Below are 22,459 nucleotides of genomic sequence, written 5' to 3'. Positions count from 1 at the left end.
TTAAAAGAATGAAACATTCAGTTCAACTAGAAGAATTCAAAAGCACTAAATTGGTGAAATTGCTGCAAGTGTGGTGGACAAAAATTACGGCAGCAGTCACCCGAATAGAAAAGGCAGAAGGCAGCAAGCAGTATGAAAAAAAAATCAGCTTAGGGACGATCGCCCCTGGCAGTGTATTCTCAATTTTGATAATTGTACTGCTGGTGTTAAATGGGTGGCTCGTAGCTGGCAGCGGCGATAATTTCTACCATCGCCAAGTCGCCCTGGGATTTTTGGGAATAGCAAATATTGTCTTTTTGGCGCTATCGGGGCGCTCAAACACCTCTTGGGCTCTAGGGGGAAACGATCGCCCATCCAGCGAACCCAACGGGGGCGATCACTTTTTTAGCCTCTCGCTAGATCTGCTGTGCGTCCTTAGTTTTGACGGTTATGTAAAACGCATCAACCCAGCAGCAGAAAAAATACTCGGCTATTCCCCAGAAGAAATGGTTGGCCAACTCTTCATTGAATTCGTGCATCCAGGCGATCGCGAAGCTACTTTAAAAGAAGCTGAAAGTATTGCTGCGGGGAAGAATACCTTTGGGTTTGAAAACCGCTGGCGCTGTCGCAACGGTTCTTACAAGTGGATAGCCTGGACTGCTACCCGTTTCTGTGAGGAAGAATTGATCTATGGTGTCGGCCGCGACATTACCACTCAAAAACAAGCAGAAGTAGCGCTACAAGAAAGCCAGCATTTTGTTGAGCGAATTGCCAATACCAGTCCGAATCTTCTCTTTGTTTACGATGAAAGCGAGCAGCGAAATGTCTACAGCAACCGCGAAATCAGTGACACCCTCGGCTATACGAGGGCAGAAGTTGAAAACATGGGCAGCAATCTACTGCCCACCATCCTCCACCCTGACGACTTAGCTAAATTTCCAGGATATTTTCAGCAATTAGAAAATGCTCCCGACGGCGAAGTTATTGAGTACGAATATCGGGTACGCGATCGACAGAATTGTTGGCACTGGTTAGTCAGCCGGAATATTGTATTTAGCAGAACAGAGGACGGAAAAATTAAGCAGCGTCTCGGTGCTGCTACCGACATTACAGAGCGCAAAATAGCAGAACAAGCTTTAGCAGAACAATTGAAACTTTCTTTATTCACAGCAGATGTGGGAATTGTTCTAACTCAAAACCAGAGTTTGCGTACAACTTTGCAATATTGCGCCGATTCAGTTGTGCGCCATTTGGATGTTGCCTTTGCTCGGATTTGGACGTTGAATGAAGAAGGAAATGTATTGCAAATGCAAGCAAGCGCGGGGATATATACTCACATTGACGGCGCTCACAGCCGCATTGCTGTCGGCGAGTTCAAGATTGGTTTAATCGCTCTGGAGCGACAACCTCACATCACTAATTCTGTGCAAGAAGATCCCCGAATCCAGGACAAAAAATGGGCCTCACGAGAAGGAATGATGGCTTTTGCTGGATATCCGCTAATTGTTGACAATAAGTTGCTGGGAGTAATCGCGATGTTTGCTCGCCAGGAGTTGAACGAATCAACGCTGATTGCTTTGGCGTCAAGTGCCGATACGATCGCCCTGGGAATTAAGCGCAAACAAACAGAAGAAGCTCTCGCGAGACAACAGCAAACTTTGAGGGCAATTATTGACAACGCTCCGATCTGGGTATGGCTGACAAATGCTAGCGGGCGGATGTTATTAATTAACAAAACTTTCTGCGAAGATGTGGCTATACCTGAATCAAGATTTTTAGCAGCATCTCACTATTCCGAAGTTTTGGGATTAGAAGCATCTGCTACGTGCATGGAATCTGACGCGCAAGCGTGGAGCCAAGATATTCCCTGTTATGCTCAAGAAGCGATGCAGCTTGCTGATGGTAAAAAACATTATTTGGAGACAATTAAAACTAAGGTCAAAGATGATTTTGGAAACACGATCGGCTTAATCGGTTTGGGTTTGGACGTTACAAAACAAAAAGAATCTCAAAGACAGTTGCAAAAGTCGGAAGCGAGATTCCGTAAGTTAGCGGAGCAGGAAGCGCTACTGAACCAGCTAGCTAGCAATATCCGCGAATCTCTGGATTTAGGCACTATTTTGGCAACGACTGTGCAGCAAATTCGTGACTTGCTGCAAGTCGATCGCTGTGTGTTTATCTGGTATTTGCCCGACGCTTCGCCACCTGCTTGGGATGTCGTCCACGAATCTAAAAATGATGACTTGTTCTCGCTTTTGGGTTATTACCCTGCTGACATAACCGGTACGCTGCCACAAAAAATCGCTAAGTTGGAAGTTTATCAAATAGATGATGTTGCCACTTTCAGCAATCCAGTAGAAAGGGAATTCTTTTTGCAGGTGGGTTACAAGTCTGTCTTGGATTTGCCGATTAAAAGTGCCGGAGGTTTAACTGGTGTTGTTAGCTGCGTTTCTTGCAGGGAGGTTCGGAAGTGGACAAAAGAGGAAGTGGAGTTAATGGAGGCAATTGGCGATCAATTGGCGATCGCCATCAGTCAATCTGAACTTTATACTAAAAGCGTCGATTCAGCACGGATAGCACAAGAACAAGCTGCCCAACTCGAAGTAACTCTGTGCGAACTCCAGCAAGCTCAAACTCAGCTCGTGCAGGCAGAAAAAATGTCGAGTCTCGGTCAGATGGTAGCAGGAATTGCCCACGAAATCAATAACCCGGTCAGCTTTATTTTCGGCAATCTTACCTACACAGAAGAATACACTAGAAACCTGATGAAACTGCTGCAAATGTATCGAGATGAATACCCGGAACCTTCTCCAGCAATTCAGGAAGAAATAGAAATGTTAGAGCTAGATTTCTTGCTAGACGACTTGCCGAAAATGCTGTCTTCTATGCAGGTGGGAGCCACTCGCATCCGGGATATCGTGCGGAGTTTGCGGAATTTCTCTCGCCTCGATGAATCTGACATGAAAAAGGTTAACATTCACGAAGGCATCGACAGCACATTGATGATTTTAGAACACCGTCTGAAATTTCAGTCCGATAGCGTAGCGGGTACGGAGTCTCATCGCCCACCAATTCAAGTCATTAAAGAATACGGACAACTGCCACGGGTGGAGTGCTACGCCGGACTGTTGAATCAGGTGTTTATGAATATTATTGCTAACGCTATTGACGTGTTACAAGAAGAGCTCGAAAATCCGGGAATTATCCGCATTCGTACAGAGGTAGAAGGTACTCTCGCTGTGATTAGAATTGCTGATAACGGTGCAGGTATCACAGATCAAGTCAAGCAACGGATATTTGACCCATTCTATACTACCAAACGGGTCGGTTCAGGAACGGGGATGGGTTTAGCGATTTCCCATTCAATTATTGTAGAAAAACATAAAGGTGAAATCAAGTGTTTCTCGGTGGTGGGGAAAGGCACTGAATTTATAATCGAGATTCCGATTAAAAGGGCAGAAAATTAAATGGGTTTGTTGGTCAAAATACTAAGGTGCGTCAGTTGGAAAAACCAGTTCTTTTTGTACTAACTTTAAGACTAAAAAACCCTACAGATGCCAACATATAAAAGTTATTTTAGCAGAATTTTGTCTGGTTGACAATATGAACTAGACAACTAAAATTGATATGATATTAAAAATCTAAAATCTAGAATCTAAAATCTAAAATTTAAAGACGCACCCTACAGGCTACCAACAGAGAAAACTTGTTTTACCAGAAATTTGTCGGTGTGTATTGCCCACCCTCCAACTAAAATTGATATCATATTAAAAATCTAAAATCTAAAATCTAAAATCTAAAATGGCATTACCTCCCGGCAGTTTCGGTTTACCCCTAATTGGCGATACCCTCAACTTTTTGCAAGATTCCCAATTTGCCAAAAAACGCCACCAGCAGTACGGAAATATTTTCAAAACCAGCATTTTCGGACAGCCTACCGTGTTTGTGTGTGGCCAAGAGGCGAATTTGTTTGTTTTAAGCAATGAAAACCAATATTTTGTTGTGACTTGGCCTCCCAGCACGAAAGCGCTTTTAGGGCCACTTTCCTTAGCGTTGCAAACGGGTGCTAACCACCAAAATCGGCGCAAGTTGCTGTACCAAGCGTTTCAGCCGCGAGCTTTAGCCGGCTACATCGGCGGGATGGAAAATATCACTCAGCGCTATTTGGAAAAATGGGCCAAAATGGAAACGCTGACTTGGTATCCCGAACTGAGAAATTATACTTTTGATGTTGCGGGTAAGTTGTTAGTAGGGATTGATAATGGTTCGGAAACGGCGCTGGGACATTATTTTGAAACGTTTTCTGATGGTTTATTTTCTATTCCTTTAGATGTGCCTTGGACTCGGTTTGGCAAAGCTAAAAATGGCAGAAATTTACTGTTAGCCGAACTGGACAAAATTATTCGCGATCGCCAGCAAGGAACCCCTAGTGGCAAGGATGCTTTGAGTTTGCTGATTTCGGCTCGCGATGACGAGGGAAATAGTTTGAGTTTGGATGAGTTAAAAGATCAAGTGCTGTTGCTGCTGTTTGCGGGACACGAAACTTTAACTTCGGCGATCGCCTCTTTTTGTCTTCTCCTAGCTCAAAATCCAGATGTGATGGCAAAAGTGCGGGCCGAACAGCAGCAGTTCCCCGCAACTGAACCGCTAACCTTGGAACAACTCAAACAAATGACTTATTTAGAGCAGGTTATGCGAGAAGTGCTGCGGTTGGTTCCACCGGTGGGAGGCGGTTTTCGGCAGGTAATTAATGCTTGCGAGTTCGGCGGCTACGAAATTCCCAAGGGTTGGAGCGTACTTTATGAAATCAATCAGACGCATCAGGATAGCGCAGTTTATCCCGAACCCGATCGATTCGACCCCGATCGATTTAGCTCGGAGCGATCGCCTAAACCGTTCAGCTACGTACCCTTTGGCGGCGGTTTGCGAGAATGTTTGGGCAAAGAATTTGCGCGATTAGAGATGAAGTTGTTTGCGGCAAAGATTGTTCGGGAGTTTGAATGGGAGCTTTTACCGGATCAAGATTTGAATTTAATCCGAGTACCGACTCCGCATCCCCGCGACGGTTTGCGAGTGAAATTTCGTCGAACAACTATGAAATAAATAGAAGCTTCAGTTCTACACCCTCCTTATTTTCCTCTTCTTCTTGAGAACAGGCAAGATGCCTGTTCCACAAAGAGTGAATTTTCTTGTGGAACAGGCATCTTGCCTGTTCTTGATAATGGTGCAATATCTCAGTCTCAATCAACATCCAATTGCATCGACCCCAAATACTTAGTTAAATAAGGAGAAAAAACCTCATAAATCAGAGTCAATGGCTTCCCGTGATGCCAAAACAAATAGTGCCGCCCCCAAAAAGGGCCCGACTCTTCAAACGCTGATTCCAAAGCAGCCGAATTACCGCAATAAATGCCCTGCACATCGCGATACAATTCTGTCCGCAGCCTCGCTAAACTAGCCCAAATTGGCAAAGATTTATTTTGTAAATATTCGTCTACGTGGCTCGCTTCCCACCAAGAAGTCGCATAGGCTAAACGCTGTCCAGAAGCAGTTCGCAGCCACACTTGGCGGCGCAGGCGCGGCCCCGGAACCGCGACAATTTGCTGGGGCGCGCCGTCTGCGTCTTCACCAACTAAAGACATATCGATGACATCAACTTCTGTGGGTTCCCCTGTCAGCAGTTGCAGGTGACGGGTGGGGGAACCGTCGCCTAGGAGCAGTATTTGCCATGCCGGTGCGAGCTTGGTGTGGGGCAAACCCTTCTGTACTGCCTCTTCGGCTCCTTGCCACAGGGGGTTGAGAGCGTGCCAGGTGCGGCTGTTTTTGGGTGTGAATGTTGCAGTCAAGGGTCTTTACAAAACTTAATTTTTTGTTTATTATAACGCTTCTGCAATTATCAACTCAAAAATTAAAAATTGATCGCCCAATGACGATCGCCCATAGGATGCCCGGTTAAATAGTTATAATACTTCTGTTCGGGATTTTTATTCTTCCTTCTTCCTTCCTTCTTCCTTCTTCCTTCTTCCTTCCACTATATGTTACGAATAACCGAAATAAAACTCCCCCTAGATCATCCTCCAGATGCGATCGCCAGCGCCATTCTCAAAAAGCTGCAAATTCCCCCCGAAGAATTGCTCGGCTATTCCATATTCAAGCGCAGCTACGATGCTCGTAAAAAAGCAGAAATCCTCCTTGTCTATATTGTGGATGTAGAGACGACACAGGAAAAGCAACTTTTGGCGCACTTTAAAAAAGATCCTCATGTGATGGTAACACCAGACACGAGTTATCGCTTGGTAGCCAAAGCCCCCAGCAATTTGACGATTCGCCCCATTGTGATTGGTACAGGGCCGTGCGGTATGTTTGCAGGCCTGATGCTGGCACAAATGGGGTTTCGCCCTATCCTTTTAGAACGCGGAAAAGCAGTTCGCGATCGCACAGTTGACACCTTTGGATTTTGGAAGAAAAAAGCAGAATTCAACCCAGAATCTAACGCTCAGTTTGGTGAAGGTGGTGCGGGTACTTTTTCCGATGGCAAACTCTACAGCCAAGTTAAAGATCCTCAGCATTATGGGCGGAAGGTGCTGACGGAACTTGTGAATGCGGGAGCTTCACCAGAAATTTTATATATTAATAAACCGCATATTGGCACCTTCAAACTGGTGGGAATTGTCCAAAGTATTCGCGCCCAAATAGAATCATTAGGCGGAGAAATTCGGTTTCAAACTCGTGTGGAAGATATCCACATCGAAAATGGAAAAGTGCAGGGACTTACCCTCGCCAGCGGAGAATATATTGCTAGTAATTATATAGTTCTGGCGGTGGGACACAGCGCCCGCGATACTTTTGAAATGTTGTTTTCGCGCGGGGTTTACATCGAAGCAAAACCATTTTCTATTGGTTTTCGAGTCGAACATCCCCAAACTATCATCGATCGCTGTCGTTTTGGCGATCGGGCAGGCCATAAGCTTTTGGGCGCCGCCGATTACAAACTGGTTCACCATTGCCAAAACAATCGTTCTGTATATAGTTTCTGTATGTGTCCCGGTGGTTTGGTAGTGGCGGCTGCGTCAGAACCGGGGCGACTTGTCACTAATGGGATGAGTCAATATTCTCGCAATGAACGCAATGCTAACAGCGGGATTGTGGTAGGTATCACGCCGGAGGATTATCCCGGTCATCCCTTAGCAGGAATTGAGTTTCAGCGTCGTCTAGAAGAACGGGCATTTGAGTTAGGAGGTGGCACTTACAACGCCCCTGGGCAGCTTGTGGGGGATTTTTTGGCGAATCGCCCTTCCACGGCGCTAGGCAGTGTGCAGCCGTCTTATACGCCGGGAGTTGTGATGACTGATTTGAGCGAAAGTTTGCCAGATTATGCGATCGCAGCTATCCGCGAAGCACTTCCGGCTTTTGACAAACAGATTAAAGGATTTGCGATGGATGATGCGGTTTTGACTGGGGTGGAAACGCGCACTTCTTCACCAATTCGGATTAAACGCAAGGAAGATTATCAGAGTTTGAATACAGAAGGCCTTTATCCTGCTGGGGAAGGTGCAGGATATGCGGGTGGAATCCTGTCGGCAGGAATTGATGGGATTAAGGTGGCGGAGGCGGTTGCTTTGAGTATTTTGCAATCTTCAAACCACAAAATTTGAGGCTGGATTTGAGGATTTTTAGACGATTTGAAGATTGCCGTCAACCGTCAACTGTCAACTGTTCAAACAGCAGCTAAACGCGATCGAATTTCGGTATCGGTATACTCAGGCGTCCAGCCTTCTTTAGTGGTAAAATAGCGCACCGCTTTAACTTTCCGGGCTGCTGTCAAATAAAACCAGTGTTCTGTATTCGCCGGCACGTTGATAAATTCTTCCGGCTGCACTGTGAGTTCGACTTGGCTGCCGTCGGGCCGCACGAAGCCGAAAATGCCCTCGCCTGCTACGATATAGCGGACTTCATCATCGGCGTGGATGTGGCACTTGTTGAATTTGGACAGCATGGTGTCGAGGTTGGGAATGTCTGGGTGCAGTACAATTAAGTCGCGATCCTGATAGCCTGCACTTTCCGACAACTGTTGAAAGTAGCTGTCGAGGGCTTGCAACACTTGCTCTTTTTGAGTGTCGTCAAGAGCATCTTTAGCTAACAAATTTTGAATTTCAGCGCTGTCACCCACTGGCCAGCGGTTGAGTTGAATGTTTAAGGAAGCGAGTTCTCGGGTAATGTCGCTTTGTTGAGTGTAGGTTGTACCGTTTTCGAGTCGCAGGATAGCCATTTTTGCACGTTCCAATTTTTGGGTGAGGCGATACACAGGCACTGTGAAAGATGTTTGTCGATCGCGCCTGTACCAGAATCACAATTTTAACGCTAATTTGAACAGGCTTTCCGCGCTGTTCCACAACAGTTCAATATTTGTCGCGATAATATTATAAGTCAGGCGCCAGCTAGCACCAGCAGCGATCGGCAATCCTGATATCTTAAATGTAACTTTTGCAACAACTATGCCTACTTATACGGGAATTTCTAGCGAAGCATTTCAGCATCCCCTCGATCGCCAAGCTGAGGAAGCGTTACGCAGCGTACCTGGATTTGACTTAATTGCCAGCAAATTTGTAGAATTTGTCTACGAACGACCGCAATTCGTTTACCTAATGGGAAATAGCATTCAAGTCGGGCCTCGCCAATATGCCAGCATTTATCATATATTTCGGGAGTGCGTGCAGGCTTTAGATGTTTTTCCAGAACCGGGTTTATTTGTTTCTCAGAATCCCTCAGTTAACAGCTATGCCCTGGGAAAAAACCAACCTTATGTAGTATTAAACACGGGTCTTTTAGACTTGTTGGATGAGGCCGAACTGCGGGTAGTCTTGGCTCACGAGTTGGGACACATTAAATGTGGCCACCCAACTTTAAATCAAATGGCGATGTGGGCGATGAGCGTCGCATCGACAATTGGCGAGATGACTTTCGGTTTGGGAAATATGGTCGGTAGCGGTTTAATTTTCGCTTTTTATGAGTGGCGGCGCAAGGCTGAATTGTCGGCGGATCGGGCGGCTTTGTTGGTGACGGATGACTTGAACAGTGTGATGAAGACGATGATGCAACTTGCGGGAGTTAGCAGTAAATATGCTGACCAATGCAGTTTGCAAGAATTTATCCGCCAGTCTGACAACTATCAAGAGCTCGATCGGGACAATCTCAACCAAGTGTATAAGTTTTTACTTTACAACGGCGGGCAAGGCGTGATGCTGAGTCACCCTTTCCCGGTGGAACGCCTGCGGTATTTGCGAGACTGGGCAAGTTCCGAGGAATACCGCCAAATTAAGCTGGGGAACTACAAGCGGGCTGTAGCTGAGGGTGCGGTTGATGTGAAGTCACAAACGGCTAACAGTGAAACGGAGGCTTTGCGCCGTCAAATTGAAGAGTTGCAGCGGGAGATCGATCGGCAAAAATCAAAGCGAAACTAAGTTTAAATTCCTCGTCCCCAGGCTGTGCCTAGGAAGCAGCTAAATGTTTTGTTGAAAATTTACCGGATTTGAGGGAGGGGGAAACGTAAAAGGAAGGTAAACCAGTCAGAGACTTACTCGCAACTGGCCTCCAATCTAAAAACTGTCCCCTCCTTTCGGAAATCTGTTTCTGAGGAGGTGTAGTTTAAATCAAGAGAAGCTTATAAATCAACGGGGCTAAAAAAAATGAATATTGATAACGCAATGAATACTAACAAGCCAACTTCTAATTTTTTCGGCAATGTGGGAAAAGTCGCGATCGCCCTGACTCTTCTAGCCGCCGGCATGGCATTTACAAATCCTGGGAGAGCTCAATACCTAACTTATGCTTCCGGCGTACTCCAAACCGAGTTGGAAAGCACTGTGTGTAAAGATTCTCGCGTGCCGAAATCTTTGAGCGGCATTACAGATACTTTGATCGGCAGTTGCAAGAATTTGCTGACTTCGCAGCGGGACACGATCGAAAGCTTGCTCGACAATACAACGCAGCGTCAAAATTTAGGTGTAGTCAGTATTTACACAACTGAAGTAGGCAAAAAAAGCTATCAAACGGTTGGAGCTTTTGGTAATTTTGTGACGCTGCCACCTAGTTCGGAAAATGCTCAAAATTAGAGTCCAATTAAGTTCAATTGTAGAAACCGGGTTTTGTAGAAAGCCCGGTTTTTGCTTACGTAATTCTCTCTCAATAAATCTCAATAAATTCGGAGATCGGTAGCACATATTTTTAATGAGGCTCGCTATTAGAGACAAAATATTAAGTTTTATTAAAGAAGAAAAGTTATTGTCCCACTTAATATTAACATGAACGCTATAAAGTTTGATATTTAACAAATAAGCAGATGGCAATGCAATTAAGTAAGGGTGAGAGATTTAATATCTCTAAAGAAGCGCCCGGTTTAAAAAAAATGGCGATCGCCCTCGGTTGGCAGGTGACAGAGGCAGGAGAAAGCTACGAGATTGATGTCTCTGCGTTTATGCTAGGTGCTGACGGCAAAATACCTAACGATAAATATTTTATCTTTTACAATAATCTGCAATCCTGTGACAGTTCGGTATTGCAATCAATTCCTGACCAAAACAACCGAAGTCAAGAGAATAAGACTATTTACGGCGTTATTTTAGAAAGAGTTAATCCTGAAATTGAGGAAATAACTTTTGTTGTGACTATTCACGAAGCAGATAAAAATAAGGCAAGTTTTAGCAATATCAAAAATGCTTTTATCAAAGTTTCCAATTTGGATACAAAAAGCGAACTTGTTCGGTATGAATTAAAAGAGAAGTTTTCGGGAGAGACTGCTGTAGAATTTGGTCGTTTGTATAGAAAGAATGGAGAGTGGAGATTTCAGGCGGTAGGAGCAGGATATCAGGCAGGATTGCAGAGTTTTGTTGACAAGTATTGCAGCTAAAGTAGTAATAATATTTCTCCAATTACTCACGAGTTGGCAGCGGGAACAGCAGATGATTTGCAGTTCCCGGCTGGGGAGTTGGAGGTGGACTCAGAAACGGAAGCAGAACAGTCTCGTCTGGAGCTTTTGGTAAATTTGTTACCTTGTTACCTAGGGCGTGTTTTCAAACTACAACTTTCGGGGGTGAAGTCTTTTTTCGCCATCATAAATGGGGTAAGTAACCAGAGTTTGGTATCAGTCAACGCTATTTATGTTCCAACAAAGGTAAATGCAGCATCCGTAAGAGAAATAGCTGGCACATAAGACAGAACTGTCAGTAATTCTTGATTAGCAGCGATGCGGACGAAGGTATCTCGTGAAGAGATGCCAGTACCTTGAGCGATATCTAACTGCTCAAACCTCAAACCACCGGACAATTCGAGTCGATCTTGACCTACTCGAAAGTCAGCGATCGCGTCTACTCCGGTAGCAGGATCCAGAACAAACAAATCGTTACCAGCACCACCCATAAGAGAATCATTGCCTTGACCGCCAATTAATGTGTCATTGCCCGGATTGCCGAAAAGGTTATCATCTCCCAAGTTTCCCAAAATCAGGTCATTGTTTTTGCCACCGCGGACAATATCGTTGCCTTCGGCACCGTACACGGTATCGTTACCATGATTCCCGTTGAGAATGTCTTCGCCTTGATTGCCATAGAGTAAGTCATTACCCAGTCCCCCAAAAAGACTGTCATTTCCCAACTTACCGATTAAGACCTCATCACCTTGACGACCGATGATAAGGTCATCACTGTTAGTGCCAATTAGGGTGTTGGTTTCTTCAAGGGCTGGGGCTGACTCTGGGATTGGTTCGAGAGTGGGGGCTGTAGGAAGGGGATTACCAGTGCTGCCACTATTGCTTGCCGTTTTTCCCAACATACCGGGGTCGTAAATAACACCGTTTATTTCTCCGTCGGCATCTCCTACATCACCATCTTTGAGATGGATTTTGACTAGATCCACTAACCCATTGCCATTCGAGTCAATTAGTTCTGCCCCCGTACCAGTTGCAGGATTGTAGTTAAATTCAAAAGTTTCACCAGTGCTAGGCTTTATCTTGATAAAAGTATTAGCATCCTGCTCTTGGGCAAGCTTAAACTCAATGACTTCTTTTGAAGATGTATCGGGTGTCTGTACCAAAAACTCCAGAACAGAACTGCTGGCGTTGAACTTTTCTCCCTTAGTATTGCGATATTTTTCAAGCACAGCCAGCGATTTGGCTAATAGAACTTTATCAACGATCAGGTCTTCTAAGGAAGGAATATCAATAGAGACGATTTTGCTTCCTTCAACAGTTCTTAGCTCTAAGTTCTGCTCAGAAGTTTGGATTGTTACCTGAGTTTGATCTTCATTAAAGGCAGCAGCGCCTACAGAGGAAGTTGGCACTTCATCAATGGTGAAAGTGCGATCGCTAAACTCAAATTTTTCAGTGTCTCGATACAGTTCAATTCCTTCATTGTCGGTGGTACGCTCATCAATCAGCAGGATAGAAGCATCAAGGCGTTTTCTGAGCCTGTAGTCGGTACTTGTGCCGGACGAAACACCTGTATCTGTTCCTTCGCCTCCTTCAATTAAGTCATTGCCTTTGCCAGGAATCAGGCGATCGTCACCGATACCTCCCAAAATAATGTCATCTCCAAACCCGCCATTGATGACATCGTTTGCAGAAACAGAAGTTGAGGTTGAGGTTTCTGTACCTAATGCTGGAGCCATATTTTGGGCTAATGCACTATCACCATCAATGATGTCATCTCCGCTTCCCCCCTCAATGGTGTCGCTTCCAGGATCGCCGGAAATGAAGTCTGAGTCATCACCACCGAAAAGTCGATCGTCGCTTGCGCCTCCGTAGATGATATTTTGTCCACCATTGCCTCGGATCGTTTCAGCTTGGTCGCTGCCGTCTATGTTATCGTTGCCATTGCTACCGTTAAACTCGTTGTTAGAAATTCCGGCTTGGAAAATGGTTCGCAAGTCTTGTAAGGAGATGACTTCTGAAGGGTTGAGATTGAGACGGACAAGGTGAGAATAGCCTTCTGGTTCGGTGATGATGTAACTGATTTCAAACGGGAACGAGTCTAAGGTAATAGGATTGGTAGATTTAATTAACCATCGATCGTCTAGAGTTTCGACTGGAATAATTACATCAATGGTTTCAGTTCCCTGAACGACTTTTTGAGTAACTTTTAGATCGCCGATCGTTAAGTCATTGAGGGTATAGAGATTTTTAACGCTGATATCTGGGTCTTTGAACTCTTTGAGTAAAAGTGCTTTGGTTAGGTTAAATTCAGTTAGTCCAACCGGAATCTCATAATTCCCACTCGTGGGAACTGCGCCGGGTTGACGAATCTCCTGTTGCGTGACATCGACGCGATCGACTGCCCATTTATTATCCAGTTGAATGTCAAAGCTTTCGCCATCTGGACGGACAACGTGCGAGTAAAAAAGGCGAGATTTAAGGTCATTTCCAAAGATATCGATGCGTGTAACTTCTGCTGGAGAAGTGATGCTATTAGGGACGGGAATGAGACTCACATCTTCAGTTTCAAACTTGATCAAGCTAACGCCAAATAATGTATCTTTCGTCCCATCTTTTTTGATAACTTCAATGGCATTAGGTTGGGTTTGCGAACGTTGAATTACATAGTCCGAGCGACTTCCTTCAGTATAAACTACTACGTCACCAAAAGGCGCTCTTGGAATGGGTAGAGAAGAATTGCTATCAGTGACTTGATAGGAATAGGCACTAACTACCCCACCTAAATCTTCACCACCTGTTAAGTCTTCAATACCTGTTCCAGGCTGATAAGCAACTAAATTTACACTGCTATAGAGTGGAATAGTATTCAAGAAATCATGATTGACAACAGTGTTATTTCCAGAACCTAAATAGAAAAATTCATATTTAGATGTGTTGGTGGAACTAATCAGTCCGGGTGATTGAGCAAGACCATCACTGATTAAATCATCTCCACTGCCGAGTCTATGAGTTACTAAAGGTGCATACTTAGCAAATGGAGAATTGAGAAAAGATCCCGTTAAGACACTGGGAGAGTAGCTATTTGCAGTAGAATTGCTGATGCGATCGGCATTATCAGAATAAACAATTTCATGTACATAACTTCTACTGGTAAAATCAGAAGCAGCCGATGGATTAGTAAGAGAATTAAAGTCAACTTGTCTTAAATCAAGCTTGCCGTAATTTGCTCGAGAATTACCACTATCGAAAAACTTTAATGCACTTGCTCCTTCAATCACAACTTCATCTACTAAATCATCAAGACTTACTGCATTATTCAGCTCATTTTTCAAAACAACTTTTCTATAGCTTCCTTTTTGGCTATCTAATCTCCCTCTTAAATTAATGGTTTGATAAATACCTCCTCCTCCAGAGGTATCTGGAGGAGGAGAAACTTTGCCAACAATATAAGTTTGTTTAGCGGGGCTTTGGAGAGAGTAACGTACGTCACTGCCAAGTTCTTTTTGTATTGAAGAACCAGCAATATCAGCCGATGCTATGCGGAGTGTATTCAAACGCGTATCTGGGTCTAGATTATCCGTCAAAGTTAGCGGGGAATCGCTACTAGGATTGGCGGTTCGATAAACAATTTTGGAACCCGATAATTCCACTTCAACTTCTTGAATTTCTGAAACCCTAAATTTTTGCTGTAACCCTTCACTATCTAATACAAAAGTTAAACTTGATTCACGTAGGGCATCATTACCTGTAGGGTTGGGGGGTGTAAAACTAATATTGTTACCACCACCACTCAAAATGCCATTGATTTGATTAGTCCTACCAAAGCCAGAATGGGTTAATGATATGTTCGACGAGCCCCCAAAATTTACGAGTACAAGAGCATGACTTGTTTTTGAGAGATCGCCTTTTATATTATTAGTACCACCTACATTTACTGAATTGATAAAGACATTGTAGGGATACTCAAGGTTAGAGATATTTGTTAGGGAAACTGTATTGTTGCCTCCTCCTAAATCAATCACATCTTGATAGAAACTTCTAGTATTCCCCACAAATGCCCGTAAATTTGTAGACGGATCGTAAGGGTTTTTCCAGTCCGTATTTAAAGAATTATTAGGACTTGTTCCAGAAATGTAAGACAAAGGATCTAAAGAATATTCTCCAGCCCGAAGCGTACTAACATTAGGGGAGAAATCAACTACATCGTCACCCTTTCCCAAAATATAAGGTACATCGTTGTAACCAACTGGTACGGTTAAATAATCTGAACCTTTAGTAGTGGTCAAATGATGTGTAGATAAAGGGGCGGCGGGAGAGTAAGCTTTTCGATTAGGAAGTCCACCAACATAGAGACGAGGTTTACTATTACCAAAATCACTTAGACTGGCTAAGTTTAATTTTATTCCTTGACTACTTGCTTTTAATTCATCAGATAAAATTAGCCTTTCAAAATCACGAAGTTGTGTGTCTGGACCATTAGTTATACCCGATTTGCCATCAAGATCTAGTTCAAAGAATCTGCCTTTTGCATCTATATCTGCAAATAAGCGAACATCACCCTTTGTCAGTGAATATATATCTGAGTCTAGAATAAAAATATCACCATTCGGAATTCTTTTCGTTAAAATATCTTTACCAAAAGCATCTTGATAAGAAAATGGCTCAACAGGGATAGGACTGCTTTCAGGTCCACCATCTAAATCATCTTTACCTGGACTTAACTGAGCTACATCAGAATCTTCTTGCAACCCTTCTGGAGTGTTAGGATTATCTGGAGTTTTAGGCTTATCGTTTAAATTTGTACCAGCCAAGTAATCTGGATTAGGGGTCCCAAGGTAAAATTTGGTTTTAGGATCGATCGCTGTACGAAGCGAATCGATATCAATCTGAGAATCATACTCAAGTAGTGAAGCTAAATTTATCTTAGGTGCTATTAAATCATCTAATTGGCTAAATCGTTTTGAAAATAACGGAGCTGATAGTAGGTCAAACTTGCCAAGAGATTTTTCGCTATTAGAAATGGGAAGCAGAAGCTTATCAAAACCTATATTAAAAGGTTTTAAATTGAAGGCGACCTTACCTATACCTGTTTTTAAGTTAATAGTTGGAGTCAAAAAAGAGTTAACATTGGCAGTTAGAAGTGGGTCGAACTTTAGCTTAATATCTAACTTTCCATTTTTGTTTTTGTCTAATGCCACAATAGCTGGATCTGTTGCTGGGAGATTAAAGTTTATGTTTCCTTTTAAATCGTCTAGTGCTACCCCATCAATAAATAGCTTAGGCTGTAAATCGCTAATGGTAAAATCAACTTTAAAATCAGCATCTAACGCGACTTTGAGGCTAGCATCAAATAGAGAAAGGTCATAATTGTAACCAAAAGTTTTGCCAAAAATTTCATATTCTTGACTGTCGGCAATACTTGTAGGAATCGGGAGCTTATCAGCAATAATGTCATCTAACTTCAAATCGAAGCTGATTAGATCCTTAGCTTTCGCTGAAGCTGAAAATTTGTAACCATCTGCTGTTAAATCTGATTTAAAATCAATGTTATTTAAATTAGGAAGGTTAAATCCAAAATTTAAATATTTACCCAGAGGTAGGGGGTCTGATTTTATTCCAGACTCAGTAAAATTGTACGTTTTACGGCTTGCAATCCAGTCAATAGTTTGTTGATTTTTACGAGTATCAAAATCAACAAACTGATGTGTTAATTTGGCAGAAAGGGGGATTTTTTCATTAAAACTTACAGATTTAGTGTTAGTTTTCTTCTCCCAGGAAAACAATGATTCAATTATATCAACGTATTCTAAAGAAGCTCCGCCTGTGATGTAAGCTGCTGCCTTAGATTCAAAAATACCCTTGATACCTAAGTAAAAATAGGGGCTGATATAATCAAAAAAAGCACCTCTTTTGTCAAATTTGGATTGGAAATCTAAATAACCATTAGTTACATTTAAACTTACATCGGTAAAAAGAGGTAAATTCCACTTAACTTCACCTAAGTTATAACCAGCATCAACCTGAAGACCTGCTTTTATATTCGCTGGTTGAGATGAATTGTTGGGTCCAGCAATGGTAAACTTAGCATTAGCAGACGCACTAACCACACCTCCAAGAGATATATTGGGAGTTTTCAGTTCAGGGATAGATATCGGGCCAAAAGCCGTATCTAGTCCCAAAACATCATTCTTGATCAAATTTCCCAACCCTAAACTTTGGAGGGGTTTTTGAAAAATATCCTTTGTAGTCCAGGTCTTCGCATTTGGTAAACCCACTAAACTACCAATAGAAAATGTGTCCTCAATAGATTTTCCAATGCGTTGAGACCATAAAATTTGATTGGGTACTGATTGCTCAACTTGAATAACTTGCCCATCTAAATTAATGAAAGTGCTATCATTTTCACCACGGATAACCTGTAATTGGTCTGGTGTCAAATTTTGATTCGATACAATTGCTGAAAATATTTGTCCTTCATCCCCAGGTGTATCAGTGATATTGATTTTAGAATCGACGAAATGCCCAATTTCCTCTAACAAAACGCGAGTCACAGCTTCAGAATTTCCAACATTTTGACTTAAATATTCTTGAGACAAATAAACCGTGTTAGTTGCCTTGGCAAATGCCCCATTTGCTCCATTAATTTCTTTAGCTGAACGAATTTCAATGTGAGGCAGTTGACTGAAGTCTCCTGCTTGCCAAGCTTTTCTCAACTCTTCGGCATTTACTCCTGACCCAAACGCCAGTTCTATCTTCTGACCCAATTCTGAATCGCTGGCGAAAACTTGCAATTGCTCCTGCGCTCGTAAAACAGCTTGTTCCAACGTCAAGAGTAGGTTTTGTTCAACCATTGAGTTAGCCTTTACCAGAATATTCTTGCCGACAGAATAAGTATTATTCATCATATTTACCGAGTAACTTAGTAGAGTAAAAAGTCAAAATGTAATTAAGAGAAAGCGGAGCAAATCGTAACTGCTCGCTGCAACTAGATTGCGCCGAACATTTGCCTTAGCAGGACTTACGCATCTATGCCAAATCACCTTAGTTTTTTACCGAATTTGTGGGTAAGTGCGAAAAAAATTCGTAAAAAACCGATTTATTTATTTATGGCTATCCGCGCGTCAGTCCTACTTACTTTGCAAGTTGTACAGAATCCGGAATCTGCCGAAAAAAAGTTAGATACACCAGCCATAATCACTTTAATCAGTTTCGCCAGTTTAAGGCGAACATATTATTACGGTCTGAACATGTTCTTGCTACATCATGCACAATCGTTTAGGCGAAGTTAGCGTCCTTAATTTTCTTGGCATCGCCGTCGTTGAGGAGTAAAATCACTTCCATAAAAGACAGAATTATTGTACGTGATTAAAGGCTTCGTCTTCTTGCCATCAGCGACAGCAATGGTGGCATACCCGCTACCATTCGCAATACATTAAAAAGTAGTTGGTGCAGCAGAGGCTGGCTTACTGATAGAGGCGATCGCACCATAAAGCGCGATACCAGCAATAAATAAGTTTCGCAGAAAAGCTTTTTTAGACATGACTTCTTACTCTTATCGAGCGTTGTGTAATTTAACAATTAGTGGTAACAGTGCACTTTTTTTTTCGATTGAAAATCCCCTAAAAAAGGTTTTTTTAGCGTGCGTTTTGGCAAGCCAGAACGGCAGCAGCTTCAGTGATTTGTGTTCTGACTCTGACGGTTCTACAGTTCACATCATTCTGAACACAAATCCACCCTGAAATCAGATGCACTGAATTGAGGTGAATTTATACGGAAGTTCTCCCCCATGCTCGCGATCGTTTCGGTTCAAAAAAATACGGGGTAAGACTTTCCAGTAGGGGAAAATCTTTTACATAACTACAAGTTTTGGAAACTTTTATGTAGTCGGCTTTTTACTTAATCTTACTATCTCACAAGAGGTAGTAGACAAAGATTAAATAAATCTTAAAGATATGACTGCAGATGTTTAACGATCAAATCGCCCCAACCTATATCCCAAAATAGATATAACCAACGGACGCCCCCCAAATCGGGAAAGTTCCGTTTATACAAGACGACTTTAATCATCTTTGCCAGTTCAAGTCGAACACTTCCTTGCGAATTGAACATATTCTTGCTACATCATGCGAAACTGCTTGGGTGAAATGCCTGTGTATCTGCGAAAATGCTTAGCAAAATGGCTGGGATTGGCAAAACCACACGCGATCGCAATGTCATTCACTGTGCCTTCTTTCTGTTTCAGTAATTGCTTCGATTTCTCTACTCGCTGCTGAATTAAGTACGCATGAGGAGTCGTTCCAGTTGATTGCTTAAATAATCGACAGAAATGGTACTGGCTAATCTGCAATTCATCTGCAAGGGTGGCTAATGATAGGTTCTCACTTAGATGAACGTTCATATACTCAAGAGCTTGCTTCAGTTTGTACTTAGGTAAGCCACCTTCATACTCTGGTAGAATGTGCTTGCGGGTTGAGTAGTTTCTCAAAAAATGTGCTGCCATAGCTGTTGCCATTGACTCCGCATAGAAGCCACTATTTGTTGGATCAGTTTCTAATACCGTTTTCAGAGCTAAGATAATTTGACAGACTAGCGGATCGGGCTTTGATAGCATCGGCTTCAGTTCGATTTTCTCTGGATTCGCAGACTCGTAAGCAGCATGAGCTAGAAATGTAGGATCGAGATAGCAGTGAGTCGTTTCCCCTGCCTGACTCGACCTCACTTTGAGCAGCATATGAGCAGGAAAGATTTCAATATGCCCCTTTTCCTGTTGGTCATGTTGAAATCGATACCGCTTTCCATCAACCACCATTTCTACTTCCGTTGGCTGCTTCCACGATGGTAGAGAAATGAGGTGCTGAAGACCTGTTGTTTCAGGGAAATCAATTGCAGGCAGTTGATAATGTGCAAGATGGATATTTTTCCACCCCGCTTGTTGACTGGAGTGAATCACTGGACGCGGAGCAAACGTTAAGGTTGAATCTTTTTGAGAGTAATCGATCTCTAAAGGTCTCTCTGCTGACATTATAAATTTGCTCTCTAAATTTGTACGAATAATAGTTCTTTAAATAGCGACCAAAGTAGTCTAACTACTAACCCACTATTATCTCAGATGATTCACTTTTATCCCCTCAATCCGCCTACGCTCCTCCTTGGGGGTGCCGAATGTGAGCTTTAGAGGCGCAATCTCTGTTAAAAAGCCCCTATATCTGTGATTACGCAAGTCCAAACTCACAGCCCGATCGCCCTACGCATCCACGTCCTTCAACCCATCCTCCAGCAGCATCCGCACTCTGGTCCACTTTCTTGCGCCCCGTCTTTGCTGCCAACATCGGCAGTTTACGATGCTCTCCCGACGGACATATCCACAGTAAACCTGACCGTGGCTTCTTTGTCCGGTGCTTGCAGTTTGTTCATAAGACTAGGGCGTGTTTTCAAACTATAACCACAACAGAATGCAGGTGATCGCGATCGTGGCTGTATAATTTGCAGTCAGCTTCTCATATCGGGTGGCGATCCGACGAAATTGCTTGAGTCGGTCGATCGCACGTTCAACAATGTTGCGTTGACGGTAAATTTCACGGCTAAAAGGGCCTCGACGGGGCTCATTTGACAGTCGTGGGATAGTAAAGCAGCAGCACAAGAACTCGGAGCAGGAGAAGAAGTAAAAGGTAAACCCCAGTCGCATTAGTCAATATAGCAACCGCCAAGACGGTTACGACGTTGTTAATGGCTGAAACGATTGATTTTATTGCTTCTTCCTTCTTCCTTCTGCTATAGATGACAAAATCTGCTGGTAAGCATCGATGGTTTGCTGGGCGATCGCCTCCCAGTTATAATACTTTTCGGCATACTTTTTGCCGTTCAATCCCCGCCGTTGGCGTTCCTGTGGATTCAGAAGTGCTGATTTGATTGAATTGGCGATCGCCCCTACTTCCAGAGGCCCCACCCAACCAGCTTCTGCTTGCTGTATGTCTTCCGCAATATGTATGCGATCGGAAATGGCGACAGGTACACCGGCGGCCATCGCTTCTGCTACAGCAATGCCAAAGTTTTCGTAATAAGAAGGCAATACAAATAAGTCGGCTTTTGTCAACAGTTCAACTTTTAAATCACCGCTCACAAAGCCAGTTATTCTTGTGTATTTTGCTAAGCTTGAATTCTGAATTTGTACTTTAATTTGTGTTTCATAATCAGCATCTTGGGGATTTGAACCAGCTAAAATAAAGTGAAATTCTATGCCCGATGCCAAAATACTTTCTAATGCTGAAATTAACAAATCAAGCCCTTTTTTAGGTTCAATTCGCGACATAAATAAGATGATTGGCACTTCTGATTCCCGCAATCTCTTAGGAAACAAACCTGCTGTCACCCCCAATGGAATCACCAAATCCCGTGGCACAGGCATCTTGCCTGTGCAGTCCAAATCCCGTGGCACAGGCATCTTGCCTGTGCTACCCCAACCAAATCTTTCTGAGATTTTAGCCTCTTCTTTACTTGTGAAATGAATTGCAGCAGCGCCTGCTAAATTAGGGCGTTCTAAAAGCGTGGCATAAATCTGTTTCAAGCGCTTTTTTTTCTGCAAATCAGCGGGATCAAGCATACCGCAGGGACGCATAATATATGGCAACTTGTGATATCTAGCAATTGTGGCTGCAAAGGTAGTTACTGGTGAGAAAAGAGCGTGAATATGAGCCAGGTCAAATTGTCGCGCGTTTTCATTTAACCACTGCAATAACGAGAGTGAAAATTTATATCTGCGCCAGGGATAACAGCGGAAATAAATAATCTGATAACCGTTTTGTTGTATTGGTTGATTTAGAGGAACATCTAAAGGAAGTTGACCGATATCTCCGTTAGAATCTGTGGTGATAATGGTGACATCAATGTTTTTTGCTGCGAGGGCCGCAGAAAGTCCGAGTACCATTTGACTTGGCCCGCCGTATACCAAGGAAATTGAGGGGATAATTTGGAGAATCCGCATCAGGGATAGTTATTTAAATCCACATACCAACATCTCCCATTACAAATTTAATTATCTGCAAAAGGCTGCCCGTCTAGCTGTTCAGCTTCCTCTCTCTTTGTTGCTGTAATTTGGGTATTGTGAGCCATTTCCTTGGAAAATTCATACATTTCACTGGCTTTTGCTTCCGCAGCTTTCACAATTTCAAGGATTTCCAGCAGTAGGCTTTCATCTGGTAATTCTTTCATGGCAATGCTTCTAATCTCTCAACTACTTTGTCAATCATAATTCTCGATTCAGGAGCCATCTTTAGCAAGGCTGCTAAATAATCTCCTGCTTTTTGAACATCTTCATGGGGCACACCAGCCATCAATACATTGCCCACAATGTGTTCTGCTTGTAAGCGAGTACCTGCTACGTTGAATTGAAAATTGGTGATTGAAGAAAAGTATTGCATCAGTATTTCATTCTGGGGAAAAAGAGACATGGCTCTTCTAAGTGCAAAAAGTCCCAGCGTTGCTTGGCGCTCACTATCGTCTAGTACCTGGTAGAGTTCGTTAACCAAAGAGCGTATATCGGGAGGAATAGACATTTAC

Annotated in this window: 14 protein-coding genes; 6 read left to right on the top strand and 8 right to left on the bottom strand. The window is 43.1% G+C overall.

The genetic code is table 11. The features are described 5' to 3' along the window. Positions 1 to 8 precede the first annotated feature (8 nt). Both QT979_RS10165 and QT979_RS10160 read left to right on the top strand, forming a co-directional pair. Entirely contained in the window at positions 9 to 3,446 is a 3,438-nt protein-coding gene (locus tag QT979_RS10165) for a PAS domain S-box protein (protein ID WP_333309602.1), read from the top strand. Between the two features lie 334 nt (positions 3,447 to 3,780). Next, positions 3,781 to 5,082 carry a cytochrome P450 gene (locus QT979_RS10160; protein ID WP_333214592.1) on the top strand — a complete coding sequence of 434 codons (1,302 nt, stop codon included), beginning with the start codon at positions 3,781 to 3,783 and terminating at the stop codon, positions 5,080 to 5,082. Positions 5,083 to 5,219: 137 nt separating this feature from the next. On the opposite strand, the gene QT979_RS10155 is transcribed toward QT979_RS10160, so the two are convergent. Then, positions 5,220 to 5,825, bottom strand: a complete 606-nt coding sequence (locus QT979_RS10155) for a chorismate lyase (RefSeq protein WP_333214594.1) — start codon at positions 5,823 to 5,825, stop codon at positions 5,220 to 5,222. A gap of 189 nt (positions 5,826 to 6,014) precedes the next feature. Between QT979_RS10155 and QT979_RS10150 the strand changes: the two genes are divergently transcribed. Then, positions 6,015 to 7,634, top strand: coding sequence for an NAD(P)/FAD-dependent oxidoreductase (locus QT979_RS10150; protein WP_333309598.1), 1,620 nt, complete (start codon positions 6,015 to 6,017; stop codon positions 7,632 to 7,634). Positions 7,635 to 7,696: 62 nt separating this feature from the next. Here QT979_RS10150 and QT979_RS10145 read toward each other — a convergent pair whose 3' ends face one another. After that, positions 7,697 to 8,248: an acireductone dioxygenase gene (locus QT979_RS10145; RefSeq protein ID WP_333309596.1), complete on the bottom strand. Its 552-nt coding sequence runs from the start codon at positions 8,246 to 8,248 to the stop codon at positions 7,697 to 7,699. Between the two features lie 226 nt (positions 8,249 to 8,474). Here QT979_RS10145 and QT979_RS10140 point away from each other — a divergent pair, with 226 nt between their 5' ends. From QT979_RS10140 to QT979_RS10130, 3 genes are all read left to right on the top strand, one after another. Next, a complete protein-coding gene (locus QT979_RS10140) occupies positions 8,475 to 9,440 on the top strand; it encodes a M48 family metallopeptidase (RefSeq protein WP_333309593.1) in 966 nt (321 codons plus the stop codon). A gap of 225 nt (positions 9,441 to 9,665) precedes the next feature. Then, entirely contained in the window at positions 9,666 to 10,091 is a 426-nt protein-coding gene (locus QT979_RS10135; RefSeq protein WP_333309590.1) for a DUF4359 domain-containing protein, read from the top strand. 227 nt (positions 10,092 to 10,318) lie between these two features. Continuing rightward, on the top strand, positions 10,319 to 10,885 hold the full coding sequence (locus QT979_RS10130; protein WP_445304771.1) for a TerD family protein: 567 nt from the start codon (positions 10,319 to 10,321) through the stop codon (positions 10,883 to 10,885). Between the two features lie 248 nt (positions 10,886 to 11,133). Here the strand turns inward: QT979_RS10130 and QT979_RS10125 are convergent, their stop codons facing one another. From QT979_RS10125 to QT979_RS10105, 6 genes are all read right to left on the bottom strand, one after another. Then, entirely contained in the window at positions 11,134 to 17,808 is a 6,675-nt protein-coding gene (locus QT979_RS10125; RefSeq protein ID WP_333309585.1) for a calcium-binding protein, read from the bottom strand. Positions 17,809 to 19,019: 1,211 nt separating this feature from the next. Beyond that, the gene (locus QT979_RS10120; protein WP_333309583.1) at positions 19,020 to 19,925 is read right to left on the bottom strand and encodes an AraC family transcriptional regulator; all 906 of its coding nucleotides are present in this window, start codon (positions 19,923 to 19,925) and stop codon (positions 19,020 to 19,022) included. 414 nt (positions 19,926 to 20,339) lie between these two features. Next, positions 20,340 to 20,588, bottom strand: a complete 249-nt coding sequence (locus QT979_RS29020) for a transposase (RefSeq protein ID WP_445304770.1) — start codon at positions 20,586 to 20,588, stop codon at positions 20,340 to 20,342. Positions 20,589 to 20,648: 60 nt separating this feature from the next. Then, positions 20,649 to 21,884 (bottom strand): hormogonium polysaccharide biosynthesis glycosyltransferase HpsP, encoded by a 1,236-nt coding sequence (hpsP, locus tag QT979_RS10115; RefSeq protein ID WP_333309581.1) that lies wholly within the window; start codon positions 21,882 to 21,884, stop codon positions 20,649 to 20,651. A 47-nt stretch (positions 21,885 to 21,931) separates the two neighbouring features. Next, the gene (locus QT979_RS10110; protein WP_333309579.1) at positions 21,932 to 22,111 is read right to left on the bottom strand and encodes a hypothetical protein; all 180 of its coding nucleotides are present in this window, start codon (positions 22,109 to 22,111) and stop codon (positions 21,932 to 21,934) included. Further along, on the bottom strand, positions 22,108 to 22,455 hold the full coding sequence (locus QT979_RS10105) for a hypothetical protein (protein ID WP_333084412.1): 348 nt from the start codon (positions 22,453 to 22,455) through the stop codon (positions 22,108 to 22,110). The genes QT979_RS10110 and QT979_RS10105 overlap by 4 nt, the downstream gene beginning before the upstream one ends. Between the last annotated feature and the right edge of the window lie 4 nt (positions 22,456 to 22,459).

It is taken from the genome of Microcoleus sp. w2-18bC1, assembly GCF_036700365.1.
In the GTDB taxonomy this organism is placed as follows: domain Bacteria; phylum Cyanobacteriota; class Cyanobacteriia; order Cyanobacteriales; family Microcoleaceae; genus Microcoleus.
The sequence above is the reverse complement of the archived record's forward strand: the minus strand, read 5'-3'. Positions and strand labels throughout refer to the sequence as shown.

Excerpts from the sequence above, each read along its gene's own strand:
- QT979_RS10165 (WP_333309602.1), top strand. The coding sequence starts at position 9 with ATGAAACATTCAGTTCAACTAGAAGAATTCAAAAGCACTAAATTGGTG.
- QT979_RS10160 (WP_333214592.1), top strand. The coding sequence starts at position 3,781 with ATGGCATTACCTCCCGGCAGTTTCGGTTTACCCCTAATTGGCGATACC.
- QT979_RS10150 (WP_333309598.1), top strand. The coding sequence starts at position 6,015 with ATGTTACGAATAACCGAAATAAAACTCCCCCTAGATCATCCTCCAGAT.
- QT979_RS10145 (WP_333309596.1), bottom strand. The coding sequence starts at position 8,248 with ATGGCTATCCTGCGACTCGAAAACGGTACAACCTACACTCAACAAAGC.
- QT979_RS10140 (WP_333309593.1), top strand. The coding sequence starts at position 8,475 with ATGCCTACTTATACGGGAATTTCTAGCGAAGCATTTCAGCATCCCCTC.
- QT979_RS10135 (WP_333309590.1), top strand. The coding sequence starts at position 9,666 with ATGAATATTGATAACGCAATGAATACTAACAAGCCAACTTCTAATTTT.
- QT979_RS10130 (WP_445304771.1), top strand. The coding sequence starts at position 10,319 with ATGGCAATGCAATTAAGTAAGGGTGAGAGATTTAATATCTCTAAAGAA.
- QT979_RS10125 (WP_333309585.1), bottom strand. The coding sequence starts at position 17,808 with ATGATGAATAATACTTATTCTGTCGGCAAGAATATTCTGGTAAAGGCT.
- QT979_RS10120 (WP_333309583.1), bottom strand. The coding sequence starts at position 19,925 with ATGTCAGCAGAGAGACCTTTAGAGATCGATTACTCTCAAAAAGATTCA.
- QT979_RS29020 (WP_445304770.1), bottom strand. The coding sequence starts at position 20,588 with ATGCGACTGGGGTTTACCTTTTACTTCTTCTCCTGCTCCGAGTTCTTG.
- hpsP (WP_333309581.1), bottom strand. The coding sequence starts at position 21,884 with ATGCGGATTCTCCAAATTATCCCCTCAATTTCCTTGGTATACGGCGGG.
- QT979_RS10110 (WP_333309579.1), bottom strand. The coding sequence starts at position 22,111 with ATGAAAGAATTACCAGATGAAAGCCTACTGCTGGAAATCCTTGAAATT.
- QT979_RS10105 (WP_333084412.1), bottom strand. The coding sequence starts at position 22,455 with ATGTCTATTCCTCCCGATATACGCTCTTTGGTTAACGAACTCTACCAG.